This window comes from Pseudoalteromonas sp. RW-H-Ap-1 (genome assembly GCF_048318575.1).
GTDB lineage: Bacteria > Pseudomonadota > Gammaproteobacteria > Enterobacterales > Alteromonadaceae > Pseudoalteromonas.
The window spans coordinates 230,894-246,446 of sequence record NZ_CP166996.1 but is presented as its reverse complement, the minus strand read 5'-3'; the positions used below and the strand labels follow the sequence as shown (position 1 = coordinate 246,446).

Annotated in this window: 11 protein-coding genes and 3 pseudogenes; 4 read left to right on the top strand and 10 right to left on the bottom strand. The window is 40.8% G+C overall.

The window, feature by feature from the left end; genetic code table 11:
* The first annotated feature begins 6 nt into the window (after positions 1-6).
* The 3 genes and pseudogenes from AB8618_RS01075 (at position 7) to AB8618_RS01065 (ending at position 2,450) form a co-directional block, all read left to right on the top strand.
* Positions 7-692 (top strand): annotated as a pseudogene (locus AB8618_RS01075) (ABC transporter ATP-binding protein).
* Positions 689-1,936: an ABC transporter permease gene (locus AB8618_RS01070; RefSeq protein WP_413401166.1), complete on the top strand. Its 1,248-nt coding sequence runs from the start codon at positions 689-691 to the stop codon at positions 1,934-1,936. Before AB8618_RS01075 ends, AB8618_RS01070 begins: the two are co-directional and overlap by 4 nt.
* Before the next feature lie 14 nt (positions 1,937-1,950).
* A pseudogene (locus AB8618_RS01065) lies at positions 1,951-2,450 on the top strand (DUF3299 domain-containing protein).
* Between the two features lie 47 nt (positions 2,451-2,497).
* Here AB8618_RS01065 and AB8618_RS01060 read toward each other — a convergent pair.
* The 6 genes from AB8618_RS01060 to AB8618_RS01035 all read right to left on the bottom strand — a co-directional run bounded on the left by AB8618_RS01060 (position 2,498) and on the right by AB8618_RS01035 (position 6,879).
* Entirely contained in the window at positions 2,498-2,746 is a 249-nt protein-coding gene (locus tag AB8618_RS01060) for a hypothetical protein (protein ID WP_409424498.1), read from the bottom strand.
* Positions 2,747-2,776: 30 nt separating this feature from the next.
* A complete protein-coding gene (locus AB8618_RS01055; protein WP_409424497.1) occupies positions 2,777-3,346 on the bottom strand; it encodes a DUF2799 domain-containing protein in 570 nt (189 codons plus the stop codon).
* Between the two features lie 196 nt (positions 3,347-3,542).
* Positions 3,543-4,445, bottom strand: coding sequence for a polysaccharide deacetylase family protein (locus AB8618_RS01050; RefSeq protein ID WP_409425536.1), 903 nt, complete (start codon positions 4,443-4,445; stop codon positions 3,543-3,545).
* A gap of 48 nt (positions 4,446-4,493) precedes the next feature.
* The gene (locus AB8618_RS01045; protein WP_409424496.1) at positions 4,494-5,033 is read right to left on the bottom strand and encodes a YbhB/YbcL family Raf kinase inhibitor-like protein; all 540 of its coding nucleotides are present in this window, start codon (positions 5,031-5,033) and stop codon (positions 4,494-4,496) included.
* A gap of 33 nt (positions 5,034-5,066) precedes the next feature.
* On the bottom strand, positions 5,067-6,167 hold the full coding sequence (locus tag AB8618_RS01040) for an alkene reductase (RefSeq protein ID WP_409424495.1): 1,101 nt from the start codon (positions 6,165-6,167) through the stop codon (positions 5,067-5,069).
* 250 nt (positions 6,168-6,417) lie between these two features.
* The gene (locus tag AB8618_RS01035; protein WP_409424494.1) at positions 6,418-6,879 is read right to left on the bottom strand and encodes a lactoylglutathione lyase; all 462 of its coding nucleotides are present in this window, start codon (positions 6,877-6,879) and stop codon (positions 6,418-6,420) included.
* A 115-nt stretch (positions 6,880-6,994) separates the two neighbouring features.
* Between AB8618_RS01035 and AB8618_RS01030 the strand changes: the two genes are divergently transcribed.
* Positions 6,995-7,885, top strand: a complete 891-nt coding sequence (locus AB8618_RS01030) for a LysR family transcriptional regulator (protein ID WP_409424493.1) — start codon at positions 6,995-6,997, stop codon at positions 7,883-7,885.
* 76 nt (positions 7,886-7,961) lie between these two features.
* On the opposite strand, the gene tldD is transcribed toward AB8618_RS01030, so the two are convergent.
* The 4 genes and pseudogenes from tldD to rng form a co-directional block, all read right to left on the bottom strand.
* Positions 7,962-9,401 (bottom strand): metalloprotease TldD, encoded by a 1,440-nt coding sequence (gene tldD, locus AB8618_RS01025; protein WP_413401164.1) that lies wholly within the window; start codon positions 9,399-9,401, stop codon positions 7,962-7,964.
* Positions 9,398-10,237: a carbon-nitrogen hydrolase family protein gene (locus AB8618_RS01020; protein WP_413401163.1), complete on the bottom strand. Its 840-nt coding sequence runs from the start codon at positions 10,235-10,237 to the stop codon at positions 9,398-9,400. The genes tldD and AB8618_RS01020 overlap by 4 nt, the downstream gene beginning before the upstream one ends.
* Positions 10,234-14,081 (bottom strand): annotated as a pseudogene (locus AB8618_RS01015) (YhdP family protein). Before AB8618_RS01015 ends, AB8618_RS01020 begins: the two are co-directional and overlap by 4 nt.
* Positions 14,081-15,553 carry a ribonuclease G gene (gene rng / locus AB8618_RS01010; protein ID WP_413401161.1) on the bottom strand — a complete coding sequence of 491 codons (1,473 nt, stop codon included), beginning with the start codon at positions 15,551-15,553 and terminating at the stop codon, positions 14,081-14,083. Before rng ends, AB8618_RS01015 begins: the two are co-directional and overlap by 1 nt.

The following is a 15,553-nucleotide window of genomic DNA, read 5'->3' as shown; positions in this document are numbered from 1 at the left end:
GCCGTTATGATCAACCTTGAGAATGTATCTTTTAAATGGCATAAAAAAGCAGCCTCCCCCACTCTCACTATTGAGCAACTCGCCATTGATGAAGGTGAACATGTTTTTTTACATGGGCCAAGCGGCAGTGGTAAATCTACCTTACTGGCGTTGCTGGCAGGTATTAATGTAACCACTAGCGGCCAACTTTGTGTTTTAAACCAAAACCTAAGTGCGCTCACCAACGCACAGCGCGATGCATTTAGAGCTGATCATATTGGCTATATTTTCCAAAATTTTAATTTATTGCCTTATTTAACCCCATTAGAAAATGTATGTTTAGGATGCCAATTTTCGAAAAAGCGTCAGCAACACGTGCTCAACCAAACTGAGAGTTTAACCAAAGAAGCTGCCCGACTTCTCAACGCACTGGGGTTGGAGCCGCACTTTCATAATCAAAATGTTGCCACTTTGAGTATTGGGCAACAACAGCGAGTTGCTGCAGCACGCGCATTTATAGGCAGTCCCGAACTTATCATTGCCGATGAGCCTACTTCAGCACTTGATACCCAAAATCGTGAAAGCTTTATTAAGCTGCTATTCGAACAAGCAAAAAAAGTAACAGCACGCTTGTTTTTGTCAGTCACGATGAAACATTAAAGCCACTCTTTAGCCGCACAATCGACTTAGTAAATTTACAAGGTGATGTATGATTTTATTTAAACTTGCCTATAAAAGTTTGCTAAATAGACGTGCCAGTGTATTACTGACATTGCTCACTATTGCGATTAGCGTCATGTTATTACTCAGTATTGAGCGCGTTCGCGTAGATGCCAAAAGTAGTTTTAGTAATACCATTTCGGGTACCGATTTAATTGTTGGCGCACGTACTGGCGATATTCAATTACTACTGTCCTCGGTGTTTAGAATTGGCCACACTAATAATGGGGTGAGCTGGCAAAGCTATCAATACATAACAAAACAACGCGGGGTTAAATGGAGCATTCCTATCAGCCTTGGTGATAGCCATAAAGGACAAGCAGTTTTAGGCACCACACTCGATTATTTTAAGCACTATCGATTTGCTAAAAAACAGTCCTTAGCATTTGAACAAGGACAGGCTTTTTCTAGCATCAATGAAGTTGTTATAGGAAGTGAAGTTGCAAGTAAACTAGCCTATAAGATTGGTGATGAAATTGTGATTTCTCATGGTATGGGCAATACTAGCTTTCATCATCATGATGATAACCCCTTTAAAGTTATTGGTATTTTAAAGCCTACCGGCACCCCTGTTGATAAAACCTTGCATGTACCACTGGCGGCAATTGAATTGATCCATGGTGGCGGACATCATGATCATGACGATCATCATGACCACTCGAGTCACGCACTAGTTGGCCATCCAAAACAAATTACCGCCTTTTTAATGGGCTTCGACTCACCGCTTTATACGCTACAAATTAGGCGTAACATAAATCAATTTAAACCAGAACCTCTATTAGCGATTATGCCCACAGTCACACTAAAAGAGCTTTGGGAAATGCTGGCAATAATAGAAAAGATCCTACTGCTATTTTCATTTGTGGTGGTCATTATTAGCTTGCTCGGTATGTTAACCACACTGCTGGCTAACCTTAATCAACGCCGCAGAGAACTGGCAATACTGCGTTCTGTGGGTGCCCGCCCTTGGCAATTATTTTCACTGATCAGTATAGAATCACTACTCACTACCTTTTTAGGTTGCTTACTAGGCTGCACTCTATTTTATGTGCTTATGGGTACAACCGCGGGTTACTTACAAAGCCAAGCAGGAGTGAGCATTAATATCAGTATGCTCTCTGACTATGAACTCACTTTGATTGGCGTTATTATGGCTGCGGGATTCATTATTGGCTTGATCCCCGCTACACGCGCTTACTTTTATTCTCTTAGTGACGGTATGAGTATAAAAATATAAACTTTAGGATGATCATGACGTTGTTTAAAGTAACTACACACTCTTTAATGCTATTAAGTGCAGTACTCATTAGCTTTGCTAGCATTGCAAATCCCCCGAAGGAAATTTTTGGGAAGACTTGATCCCACAAGGGCATGTGCAAATAGATACCCAAACACAAGCTAATCACGAAGGCAGTGAGCAAAACTGGGTGCAACCTGATTTGGACGCGCCAGTTGTTAAAGCGCTTGATGGGCAGTCTGTTAGCTTACCTGGTTTTGTTGTGCCACTTGAAGGGGACAGCGAACTTATTACCGAGTTTTTATTAGTCCCTTACTTTGGTGCCTGTATTCATGTGCCACCCCCACCGCCAAACCAGCTGGTTCATGTAACTATTAAAGGCGGTGTGCCTATCGATAGCTTATATGATGCGATTGTTGTAACGGGCGTTATTAAAACGCAAACTTGGTCTGGCGAAATAGCCCAAGTGGGTTATCAAATGCAAGCTGTCGGTGTTGCTCCCTTTGAGCTTTAATTCTTAAAATAAAAACCCACTTTTAAAGTGGGTTTTATTTTGTTCTATCAACCACCCGTTCTTATATCTCGTTCAAGTTCAGACTGCGTTTTCACTGGATGACAAGTCGATTTCACCGTACTCTTATTGCTTTCATCTTCGTCAGAGCTAAAAATTGTGTAGCTATAGTCTGTTTCAACTTCACCACCTAAGCACTCATGCTCTGCAAATACCTCATCTCCATAACCGTCTGCCATTTCGTTTGACGCACACCCACTGAGGATCAGAAATGTTATTAAAATTGATATTACTTTCATATTAATCACCTTAAAAGAATACAATATAAATTATAGTTCATACTCAAAATGCCATGAAGGAAGCTTGTTGAGTAATGGCAGAAGTGCTTTTTCTTTTCTTAAATCACGACGCTCTCTCTCCAACTGCTCTCGCTCTCGGCGTAACTCTTTATTTTGGCTACTTGACGATTTATCACTCGCTAATTCATTACTAATAGATTGCAACCGCCAATTAATCTCATTGAGTCGATCATCTATCTCGGCTTTTCTTGCTTCAAATTGATAACGCTCATTACCCTCTTGCCATGCTTTTCTAAACTGTGTGTCATTACAAACCCCGTTATACGCATCACCTCGTAAACCGAGAGTAAAGCCATTTTCAGGTTCACAAAAGGCTGCGAGCCCCTGTTTGTAACCAGCTTGATAATCATCTAATTTTGCAATGATGCCAAATTCACTACAAGCAGATATGATTTCTCTGCCATGTTCAAATGTATACCCTTGCTCACCATGACTAAAACCTAGATTTGTCCAATTGGCCTGTATACATTCATCCTGAGACAAAGAAGAGCATCCTGATAGAGATAGTAGAAATAAAATAAACATACAACGGCTAAACATGCTATTTCCTAAAGTGTCATAGACTATTCAAGTACCCATTTTAAGAGATACTCGTTTAAAGTGAATGATAAAAATGTAACAAGCTATTCTAATTCCGTTGAAGTTTAAAATTTACGACAAAACTTAATCCCTTCATCACTAGAAATAACATGAGGCACACTTATAATATTAAAAAGCTGCCTCATAGATATTTTCTTTATCTAACCGTTTGAGCCGGATTAGTTGGTACATTATTTTGCTTCATTATCCAACGGGCTATGTTATCTTTTCGCATAAACTTAACACCTGCATGCTGTTTTGCATATTGGATAAAATCATCTAACGCTTTTACCCGTGCTGGTGTGCCTGCAATACGGTCATGAGCACTAATCGACATCATCCGTCTTTTGTGCTTACCTTCGGCGTATAATACATCAAATTCATCCTTTAACTCTTGCAAGTACGATCGAGCCGTCATAGCTGTGCTTCCTGAGTAACGCACAATGTCGTTATTACGAAATGTATAAGGTACAACCACAAAAGGCTTACTATTTACTGGTGTAAAAGAAGGCTCATCACGCGATAGATCATCAATATGATAAATAAACCCCAGCTCTTGCAAAAGCGTAAGTGTATTTTTTGAGTGTCTCATCCAAAATGCATTAAAGCCAACCGGCCGCATGCCTGTGACTTTTTCGATAATATCTGCACTTTTAATATATGAAGCGCGCTCTTGTTCAACACTCATAGAGTATTGTGGTGTCCATGTTTGGCCGTGACCTGATGCTTCATGCCCTCGTGAAACCACTTCTTTAGCAAGTGCTGGATTTAATTCCACAGCCCTACCCACCATATGAGAAGTAACTTTAATATTATGTTTATCCCATAGATCAAGTAATCGTGGGATCCCTTCATTCATCCCATACTGATACCAAGTAGGCGAAATCGTATCGTGATAACCCTGCTCTATTTGAGGAAACGGCCCTGCATCAGAGCTATCTTGCGCTGTTGCTTCAAATTGCATTGAAATAGAAATCACTAATTGTGCATCATCAGGCCAATAACCTGATTTCTCAGGTAGTGGGGCTGCATTTAGTAGCTTACTGCTGCACAGTGTCATTAAAAGAATGAGTAACGGTAAAGCCTTCATTTTTATCTCCTAAGCTAATTAACGCGGTCCTGCCGTTACTGTGATCTCGGCTGTTTGCAAAGAGTGTTGGTGTAAGAAAAACCCTGTAAGTGCACTTGTTGCCCCTTGTGGAACAGCTAATTTTTCTACATCCAGTGCATACACTTTATAGGTGTAGCTATGCTTGCGCCCTTCTGGTGGACATGGCCCAAAGTACCCGGGCCTCCCCATATCTGTATTACCTTCTATGGCTCCTTTGGGCAAAGTCGTTGAAGATAATGAGTTACTAGTAAGAGGAATATCATGTACTACCCAGTGCCAAAAACCACTGCCAGTTGGTGCGTCATTGTCATACACTGTCACGGCAAAGCTTTTGGCCTTCTTAGGCGCGTTTTGCCATTTAAGTTGTGGCCTAGCATTACTCCCCTGACAACCAAAGCTATTCCAATATTGCTCACTCTTTATTGCCTGCCCTGGCTGTAAGTCAGGGCTCGATAAACTAAATTCAGCCGCAAAACTGGCACTACTAAACAGCCCGCTGATCAGTAAAGTAACTGCTGAGTTTGAAAAATTAACCATTTTCAGTCCTTATATTTTCAGTTGAAACGAAAGTTACTTTTGATACGCTGAGTAATCGGTATAACCTTTGGCTGTACCGCCAAAAAATGTACTCCCATCGGTAATAGTGTTTAGTGGCAGTTGCTCTTGAATACGATACGGTAAGTCTGGGTTGGCAATAAAACGGCGACCAAATGCAATGTAATCAGCAAGACGTTGTTCAATAAGCTGCGCACCTGAATGCTCGGTATAATTACCTGCAACAATAATTGCGCCACTAAAATACTGACGAAGTGCGACTCTAAACTCTGGTGTTACACTAGGTGCATCGTCCCAGTCCGCTTCGGCAAGATGAATATACGCAATACCAATTTGCTCAAATTGCTTTGCTGCTAATAAAATAGTGTCAATTGCTTCACTATCATCCATACCACGCTGAGTGATAAAAGGCGCTAATCTAATACCCACTTTATGAGCGCCAATGGCATTACTAATTGCGCTAATAATTTCACAGGCAAAACGAATACGGTTTTCTTGGCTACCGCCATATTCATCTGTGCGTTTATTTGCTGAACGTCTTAAAAACTGATCAATTAAATACCCGTTACCTCCATGTATTTCAACGCCATCAAAACCAGCCTCAATCGCGTTAATTGCCGCTTGCTTGTAATCATTTACTATTTCTTTAATTTCTTTAACACTTAGTGCTCGTGGGGTTGGGCAATCAAGCATCCGTCCTTCTCCATCATCGCCTACCACCCAAACTTGCGCATCTGGAGCAAGTGCAGATGGGGCAACTGGCGTTCCATCATGATGAAATGAAGAGTGCGACATTCTACCAACGTGCCACAGTTGTAAAAATATTTTACCGCCTTCTTTATGCACAGCTTGTGTTACTTGCTTCCAACCTTCAATTTGTTCTTGCGTGTAAATACCTGGCGTAAATGAGTAACCTTTGCCCTGAGCAGAAATTTGTGTTGCTTCAGAAATAATCAGCCCCGCAGTAGCACGCTGCGCATAATAAGTGGCCATCAGTTCAGTGGGAATATCACCCGGTTGCGCAGTTCGCGAACGGGTCATAGGTGCCATCACAATTCTATTTTGAGTGACCATGCCACCGAGGGTTTTAACTTCAAATAAGGATTCTATAGACATAACTAACTCTCTTATAAATAATGTTTATCTGGGTTTAAATTAAATTTCATCACTGCTAAATAGCATTTCGACTTTCATTTCTTCAGGCCCTGGTATACCCAAGCCACCTCAATGTGCAGAATTCAGCGTTTCACAGGGACTTAATATCAAGGCGTTACTTTGCAAGAATGGCAGTCCAGTCCCTTTTAAGAAGTAACAACGATGAGAGTAAGTGCCTGTGAAACGCCCTACGGGTTGGTTTAAAAGCGATTTATACTGCGTTATTGACTTTAAAAATAGAATCACTATTACTTGCAATCAATGCCTTGCCTAAATCGCTTTTAATTCCAACTGAAACTCGCATCTTGAGGTGGTTTGGGTATATAAATACTTGATGCTCTAGGAGCTCTGGCACGGTTCGCTCGAAATAACTTATACCTGTTTGCGCTAAGCGACTTTTCAATCCTTGATAACCTATGCTACGAATGGCAATGTGATCTACCACTCCTCGGCCTTGGGTTTTGCTGCTTAATGCTGATAAGTAACCCTGTTGCGCTTTATTACCAGCGGCATTAACCAGATGAATCAAAGCAACGTTATCGCTGCCGTATAACCACGCTCCCTCGAAAGGAAAAGGCGGACGATACCCTTCACTTAGCCCAACTGAATTAATAAAGAACTGTCGCATCGCCTGGTAATCACAACTAGAAATTAATACATGATCTAAACGCATAAACTTTCTCTGTTGATAATGAGTACAACCAGTTTAACTATTTACTTAAATTTGATAATTGAGTTAATATCAAAAACACTATTCATTAATACTGAACTATAAAGAGTGAGGAACGATGGCTAAGATTGATGATATGCCGCTTTTTGTTCATGTGGTGCGCTCTGGCGGGCTTGCTGCAGCTGGGCGAAAAATTGGTTTATCGCCTGCGAGTATGACGGCACGTATTAACCAGCTTGAAAATCACTATCAAACCCGACTATTAATACGTAATACTCGCAGTATTAAATTGACCGAGGCTGGAGAGCAATTTTATCAAGGCTGTTTAAGAGTAATTGCTGAAATTGATGCCACAGAGCAAAGTATTCAGCTTAGTAAAAACACCCTTTCGGGTAGTCTCAAAATAACCGCCCCCTCTGACTTTGGTAAACAGTTTGTTGCCCCTGCAATGGCTAAATTTGTAGCACAAAACCCACAAGTTAAACCACACCTGCATTTAACCGATGGCTTAGTCAATTTAGTTGAAGAAGGTATTGATATTGCTATTCGCTTTGGAAACTTACCCGATAGCAATTTGATTAGCCGAATGATCAAGGCCAATCAACGTGTGTTATGTGCTTCAGCTGAATATTTAAAAATACATGGCCAACCTTTGCTGCCAAGCGATTTATTAAATCATCGCTGCCTAGTAATGGAGCGATTTGGTCAATCGATGAATGATTGGCATTTTAAGGATCAAATAATTCGCGTCCCTGTGGCTATGAGTAGCAGTGATGGTGCGGTGATCAGACAATGGGCAATTGACGGTGCCGGGATTGCTCTAAAATCAATGGTAGATATTAGCGATGATCTGACAAAGGGTAATTTAGTGACGCTACTTGATGACTATATTCTCGGTTTTAGTAATAAAGATAAACAACAGATTGGCTTACAGTTTCTTTACCCATCAAGGCAATTTCAGCCACGACAAGTTGTCGCATTTATGGATTTTTTTCAGCAGCAAATTTAAATAAACAGCCGACAAAATAAAACCTTGAAAGCATGCACTTCCAAGGTTTTATTTGTAGTATTTGGCAGTAATAAAATTAAGCCGTGCCACCCACTGTTAACTGATCAATTTTCAAACTTGGTTGGCCAACACCTACTGGTACACTTTGACCATCTTTACCACAAACACCTACGCCTTTATCAAGCGCTAAATCATTACCTACCATAGAGATTTGTTGCATAACCTCAGGGCCATTACCAATTAATGTTGCCCCTTTAATAGGCTGAGTAATTTTGCCATTTTCAATTAAGTAGGCCTCTGAGGCACTAAATACAAACTTACCTGAGGTGATATCCACTTGGCCACCACCAAAATTAGGGGCAAACACGCCTTTTTTAACCGTGCTGATAATATCAGCTTGGCTGTGCTCGCCACCTAACATGTAAGTGTTGGTCATACGTGGCATTGGTAAATGCGCGTATGACTCACGACGTGCGTTACCTGTTGGGTTTACCCCCATCAAACGCGCATTCATTTTATCTTGCATGTAGCCTTTTAAAATACCGTTTTCGATAAGTACGTTATAGGCTGCAGGCGTGCCTTCGTCATCTACATTAAGTGAACCACGGCGATCGGCCATAGTACCATCATCAACCACAGTACATAGCTCTGAAGCAACTTTTTGACCTACTTTACCGCTAAACGCAGACGCGCCTTTACGGTTAAAGTCACCTTCTAGACCATGACCTACCGCTTCGTGTAACAATACGCCTGGCCAACCATTACCTAATACCACTTCCATAGTACCCGCTGGGGCATCAATAGCTTCTAAGTTTACTTTAGCTTGACGAACGGCTTCTTCTGCAAAGCCCATCCAACGCGGCTTGCCATCAACAAGCTCTTTAAAGTAACCATAGTCTAGGCGTGCGCCGCCACCAGCACCGCCACGTTCACGGCGACCATTCTTCTCTAACAATACAGAGCAGTTTAAACGGATCAGTGGGCGAATATCGGTAGCAAAGGTGCCATCACTGGCTGCAATTAATACTTCTTCGTATACCGCAGACATTGAGCTAATAACTTGCTCAGCATCAGGGGCTAATTCGCGGATATAATTTTCAAGCTCACGTAACAAATTAACTTTATCGGTATCGCTCATGCTAGAAATTGGTTGATGCGGTGCAAACTGCTGTTTTGCAGCCACATCACTAAATACTTGAATTGATTTATTATCACCTGCATCGGCAATACTGCGTGCTGCAGTTGCGGCTTTATTTAGCGCTTCTAAATTTATTGCATCTGAGTAAGAAAAACCGGTTTTTTCACCACTTACAGCGCGAACACCTACACCGCGTTCAACATTGTAAGAACCTTCTTTTACCAAACCATCTTCTAACACCCATGATTCATGATGGCTTGATTGAAAATATAAGTCGGCGTAATCAATGTTATGTTGATGTATAAAGCGAAGCGTTTTCTCGAGTTCTTCTCGATTTAGCTGGCTGTCGTGTAATAAATGCTGTTCAACCGAATTCATAATAATGGCTCTCTAAATCGTTGGTGAGATTGCAGCGGCATATCTCGTCTAATTTTGTGTAACTGGTTCAAATCTACGGTACAACTAATAAAACCAAGCTCTGCTGGTTTTTCACTTAATGTCTCACCCCAGGGCGATAACATCAGGCTGTGACCATAAGTTTGTCTACCGTTTTCATGTGTTCCATATTGCGCTGCAGCAATAACATAACACTGCGTTTCTATGGCACGTGCTGCCAGTAGCGGCTGCCAATGCGCTTTACCTGTTGGAACAGTAAACGCACTGGGTACTAATATAATTTCTGTGCCTTTACGAGCTAAGGCATTAAATAAACCAGCAAAGCGCAAATCATAACATACTGTTAAACCAATTTTACCAAAGGGAGAATCAACAACCACAATCTCATCGCCCGCTTGAGTAAAGTCGGACTCTCGGTAGCTGCCGGTCTGGTCATCTACCTCAACATCAAATAAATGTATTTTGTTATAGCTTGCAACAATATCGCCTTGGTTATTAAACAAGTGTGAGGCAGCGTAATACTTATGTTGGTCATAGGGCTCTGGCATGGTGCCAGCATTTAACCAAATATTGTGTTTACGACACAATTCACTAATTTGCTGTTTATATTGCTCAATACGCTGTGACACTAACAACGTATCACCAGCGTGTTTACTAAACACTAAAAACGCTTCTGGTAAACATACTAACAAAGGTCGCCGGCTTGGTAATTCAGCTAAGACTTGCTTTAAGGTGGCAATGTTATCATCAGGATTTAAGCCTGAGCACATTTGTAATGCAATAATCGCAGGTGTTGTACTTATAAGTGATTTACTCATTGCGCTGCGCTCACCTCAGCATCTTTAAGCTTTAACTCTGAAGATGCTTGCGGCTGATTTTGTGCTGCTTGCGGTAAAGTCACCTCTCGGCTCTTACGATCTAACTCTTGTACCTGAGGATCGTTCATTTTGCCCGTCACTTTAAAGTTGATCTCTGAGATCACTCGCGCAGAGTGAATCACTTTATCAATTGCTAAGGCTGCAAGCCCCGTTACGGGATTCACCATCCAAGCTACAATCACCGGAATACTCGAGGTTACTTGCGGTGCTACTGCTAAGTCGTAGTCAATTTCGAGAGTATTTAAATTTGCATACCCTTTAATAGAGAGATCAGCAGGTACCCCATCCATTTTAGTATCTTGGGTATAGGCAATGCCTTTATCTATCTGCATCGTGCCTTTCATACTGTTATAGAAAAAACCTTTAGAAAATACATCTCTAAAATCAAGCTTTAATTTACGCACTAATGAATCAAGGCTCAGTAATGAAAATACCCGTGCGCCCCCATCACTGACTTCGGTTAAATGGCCTTCGCCTAAATCCCAACTAATTTCACCGTCTAAACTAGCAATATCTAAGTTATAAGGTGCCGCTTGCCAATTTAATTGATAATTTAGGTTGGCGTTTGAGTCTTTAATAGTGGTGGTAATATCAAATTCATTAAATAAGGCGCCAATATCATCACTTTTAAGTTCGCCGCTCATTGCCGTTAAACCATTTTGCCATTGCCCTTTAGTGCGCAATATATGATCGCCTTTATCCACCACTAGCTCAGAAATAAGTAGCTTTTTACCATCGCCTAACAATGAGGCGCTGACTTTATCTAGCTGATAATGGCTGATCTTACAATCGGTACATTCAAACTCAATAGCAGGCAAATTTGTAAGCCATGTAAGTTGTTCAGGAGATGATTTTTCGCTCGGTAGTTCTGGTTCGGCCTCTAAAAAATTAAGCCTTAAATAGTCACTGTTTATTCGAATTGGCTGACTTGATTGCTCGCTGGGAATGAATACTTCTGCTCGTAACTCTTTGGCATTGAGCTTTAATTGCAAGTTATTATTTAAGGGCGACAAACGCATATCAAAATCATTAAACTGCATGTCACTCACATTAAAAGAGTTAATATTCGCAACAACCTCATACAAAGGCGGCATAATACCTGGCGATTCACTCTCTGGCTGCGCTTTAGCTGCATTAATAATTTGATCAATTAAATCAATCCAAGGTAATAACTCACTTTGCGCTAAGTTAATACTTACCGCTAAATCTTGTGCGTTAAGCCCTAAATCTTTGTTGCCAATTATAAAGTGGGCGTTATTAAACTGTGATTTAGTATTGTCTAGAATGGCATTAAAATAAACTAGCTGATCAACGTTTGCGGTGATCAAATTAGATATATCATCACCTTGAATAACCGCACTCAGTGGCCAAGCTTGCTCACTGTTTTTTGTATATGCTCCAGGTAAAGAACTACTTAAGCCAATAAGTGGCGATTCAACTTGGGCACGATAGTTAAATCCTTGCTCGGTAAAATTAAGCTCCAAAGCAATATCAACATCACTTTGCCCACTTAAGTAACCATCTAAAATGCCTTGACCATGGTTTATGAGTGTTTGTGCATCAAGCTGAGCATTTATATTTATATTAGCGCGATAATCCTCTTCGTTTGCGTCACTATTGTAGTTAATAGTTAGTGGCATACCAAGCCATGTAGCCGTTGCATTTGTAAGGTTTATTTGTTGATTATTAAAGCTAAGTTCACCCTTTAAATGCTCAAGAGAAATACCAGGCGCAGAAATGTAGAGAGGTGAGTCGGGTAAATTAACCTTACCACTGACACTGGCTCCCCCTCAAATTGTGAACCTATTAGCAATTCAATATTTGCACTTGCAAGACCCTGTCCTTGCACAACATTAAAAATATCAGCTAATGGATTTGCTAAAGGCGTAGCGGCAAAAAAATCGTGCATTTTTTCAAGCTCTGCTTGCTTATCAATACTAACTACCAACGGCGCATCGCCCATTAAGTCATCAATACTTACATGGACACTACTGCCAACGTCAAGGTTTACCAGTTGGCCTTGCTGACTATATATGTCCATTCGCTCATTAGCAAAATGCAGCTTTACATTGGCATTAGTTACTGCTGGCCAATCGGGATCGAATTGATAGGTGGCATTGTCTATTTGTGCTATTACATCAAACTGCCCTGAACCATCATCAAATGGAAAGCCTGATAGTGGACCAGAAAATAACACCTGAGTATTTGATACTTCGCCTGCTTTTATTGCACCATTTAAATAACTAACTAAGTCAGGGCTCATTAATGTTAAAGGAAAATAGTGACCAGCAATACTGGCATCTGGTGCAAACGCTTCAGCATATAAATCTAAGCGTGGCGTATCACCCAAACTTAGCTGCATTTGTGCGCTTAAAGTCACCTCATTGTTATCAAGCCAAAGGTTATTACTACTGATGTACCAATCGCCTGAGCGCTTTGCTAAATCTAGCTCAATATTTAATTGGTTATAATCAATATTATTACTAAAACTAGCGCCTGTAATTAAATGGCTGTTCTCACTAAAAATCGCAATGCGACCATACTGCTGATTAACCAACCCATTAACTCTTAAAGATTGAGCGGCGGGTACAGCGTTTTTTTCTTGCCAGCTAATTTCGTCAGCATCAAACCATAGTTGCCATTGCCTTGCATCGGCAAACTCAAGGTACGCAGTCTTTATTTGTCCGCTAGGTTGGCGTGCTAAAAAGGGGGTTAAATCGGTAAAATTAGTCAACTCAGCTAAATCACTCAATAGCGCTAAATCAAGTTGCTGTAGCCATACTTTATTTTGCTTACCCAATAAGGCTTCAAATTCAAGGCTTGGCCAAGTGGTTTCACCAGTGCTAAATGCTAAGCCTGTGCTTTTTAATCGCCAGCTATTTTGCTCAGGGTATAAATGAAATCCCCCTTCACTTAGGCTTACATTTTGTGTTTGCTCATTGAGCTGCCAATTTACCGCGCTCGGTAACCACTGAACTTTTACGTCACTCACTAGGCCTTGCTCTAATCTAAGCCAAGCTTGTAAATTTAAATCGCTATGCAGTTGCTGCTTTTGAGTATTAATATATTGCGCTAACCAATTTGACACATCAACCTGATTAGCCTGCACATACAAATCACCCACCATTTGCTCTAAGGTTTCACCCTTAAGGGCAATGCGTGCATCAAAATTCCCCACCGAAATACCCGGTAATGCTAGACTGCCACTACCAAGATGTTGCTTATCTTGGTTTTGCCATACAATGTTTTCTAATAACAGTTTGCGTTCTTTGTTATCTTCTAATACAAAGTTGATACTGGAGTTTTCTATAGCAAAATGACCAGTTTCACCTAAAAATAGCCCTTCTATTAATTCTTTTTGTTCAAATGACACATCATCTTGGTTGCCGACAAATAAATTCGCGACATTAACCTTGGTATGAAAACCATTAATGACAAAGTAATTCGACTTAAGTTGAAGAGACTTTAAGCTTTCCCAAAGATTTAGCTCTAAACTGGTTTTCGCAATAGTTAAAGAAATAGGGGCGGTTTGGTTGTCTTTAAATGATAATTCTTCGAGCACTAGGGCTGGGCCATTACCTTGCCAACTTGCCGATATAGCGCCTATCGATAAGCTGATATCAAACTTGCTATCAAGGTAATTTTCTATGTCGCCTTTATAATCATTTGCGTAGGGTAAGGTGTATTTTAAAATAGAAACAATAACGGCCATTAGCACCAAAATTACAGCACTTATTTGCCATAATTTGCGTACACAAAAGAAACAGGCCGCTTTAAACTTCATTACATCATTACCACATCAAACTGCTCTTGGCTGTATAAGCTCTCTGTTTGAATATTAACTTGCTTACCAATAAATAACTCTAACTCTGCAAGATTATGATACTCGTCATTTAATAGCGCTTCACATACTGCTGGGGATGCATAAACTACAAACTTATCAGCAGCATAAGCGCGATTAACACGCACTATTTCACGAAGGATTTCATAGCACACAGTTTCTACCGTTTTTTGTGAACCACGTCCTGAACATGCAGGACATACATCACACAGTATATGCTCTAAACTTTCGCGAGTTCGCTTGCGGGTCATTTCAACTAGTCCCAATGCCGACAAACCATTAATATTGGCTTTAGCACGATCTTTAGAAAGCGCAGACTCTAATGAATGCATTACTCGGCGTTTGTGCTCATCGCTGAGCATATCAATAAAGTCGATAATAATAATACCGCCTAAATTACGCAGCCTTAGTTGACGGGCAATAGCTGAGGTTGCTTCAACATTGGTATTAAAAATAGTTTCTTCAAGGTTACGGTGACCAACAAATGCACCGGTATTAACATCAACCGTGGTCATTGCTTCGGTTTGATCTATGATCAGGTACCCACCAGACTTTAAAGTCACCTTACGGTGCAATGCCTTTTGAATTTCACTTTCTACATCAAATAAGTCGAAAATGGGGCGCTCACCCGGATAATACTCAAGCACTTGCGATAATAACGGCACAAACTCTTCAGTAAACAGCTTAAGCTCTTGATAGGTAAGCTTAGAGTCAACACGAATGCGCTCCATATCTTCGCCCACGTAATCACGTAACGTTCTAAAAGCTAGCGTAAGATCTTCATGCAAAATACTCGCTTTGCTGGTTTTACGGCGTTTAGAAACTATTTTATCCCACAGTTTTTTTAAAAACGCAGCATCGTGACGAAGCTCAGCTTCACTTGCACCTTCAGCGGCAGTTCTAACAATAAAGCTACCGTTTTCGTCGCCATATTCAGCAACAATTTTTTTAAGTCTAGCGCGTTCCTCTTCCGTTTCTATACGCTGACTCACACCAACATGCGTCGCATCGGGCATAAATACTAAATAGCGTGACGGTATAGTAATATCAGTGGTTAAGCGAGCACCTTTACTGCCCAGTGGATCTTTAACCACTTGCACCATAATGTACTGCCCTTGACGAACAAGCTCACGAATATCTTGGACTTTTTTAATTGGCTCGTCGTCAACACCTTCCACAATAGAAGCACTATTGACGATATCTGAGGCGTGTAAAAAGGCGGCTTTCTCTAAGCCTATATCAACAAAAGCAGCTTGCATTCCCGGTAGCACGCGACTTATTTTACCTAAGTAAATATTGCCTACTATGCCTAAATTACCAATACGCTCTAGCTGAATTTCTTGTAATACACCGTTTTCTATTAGGGCAACGCGACTTTCACTTGGCGTGACATTGATCAGTAGTTCTGTACTCAT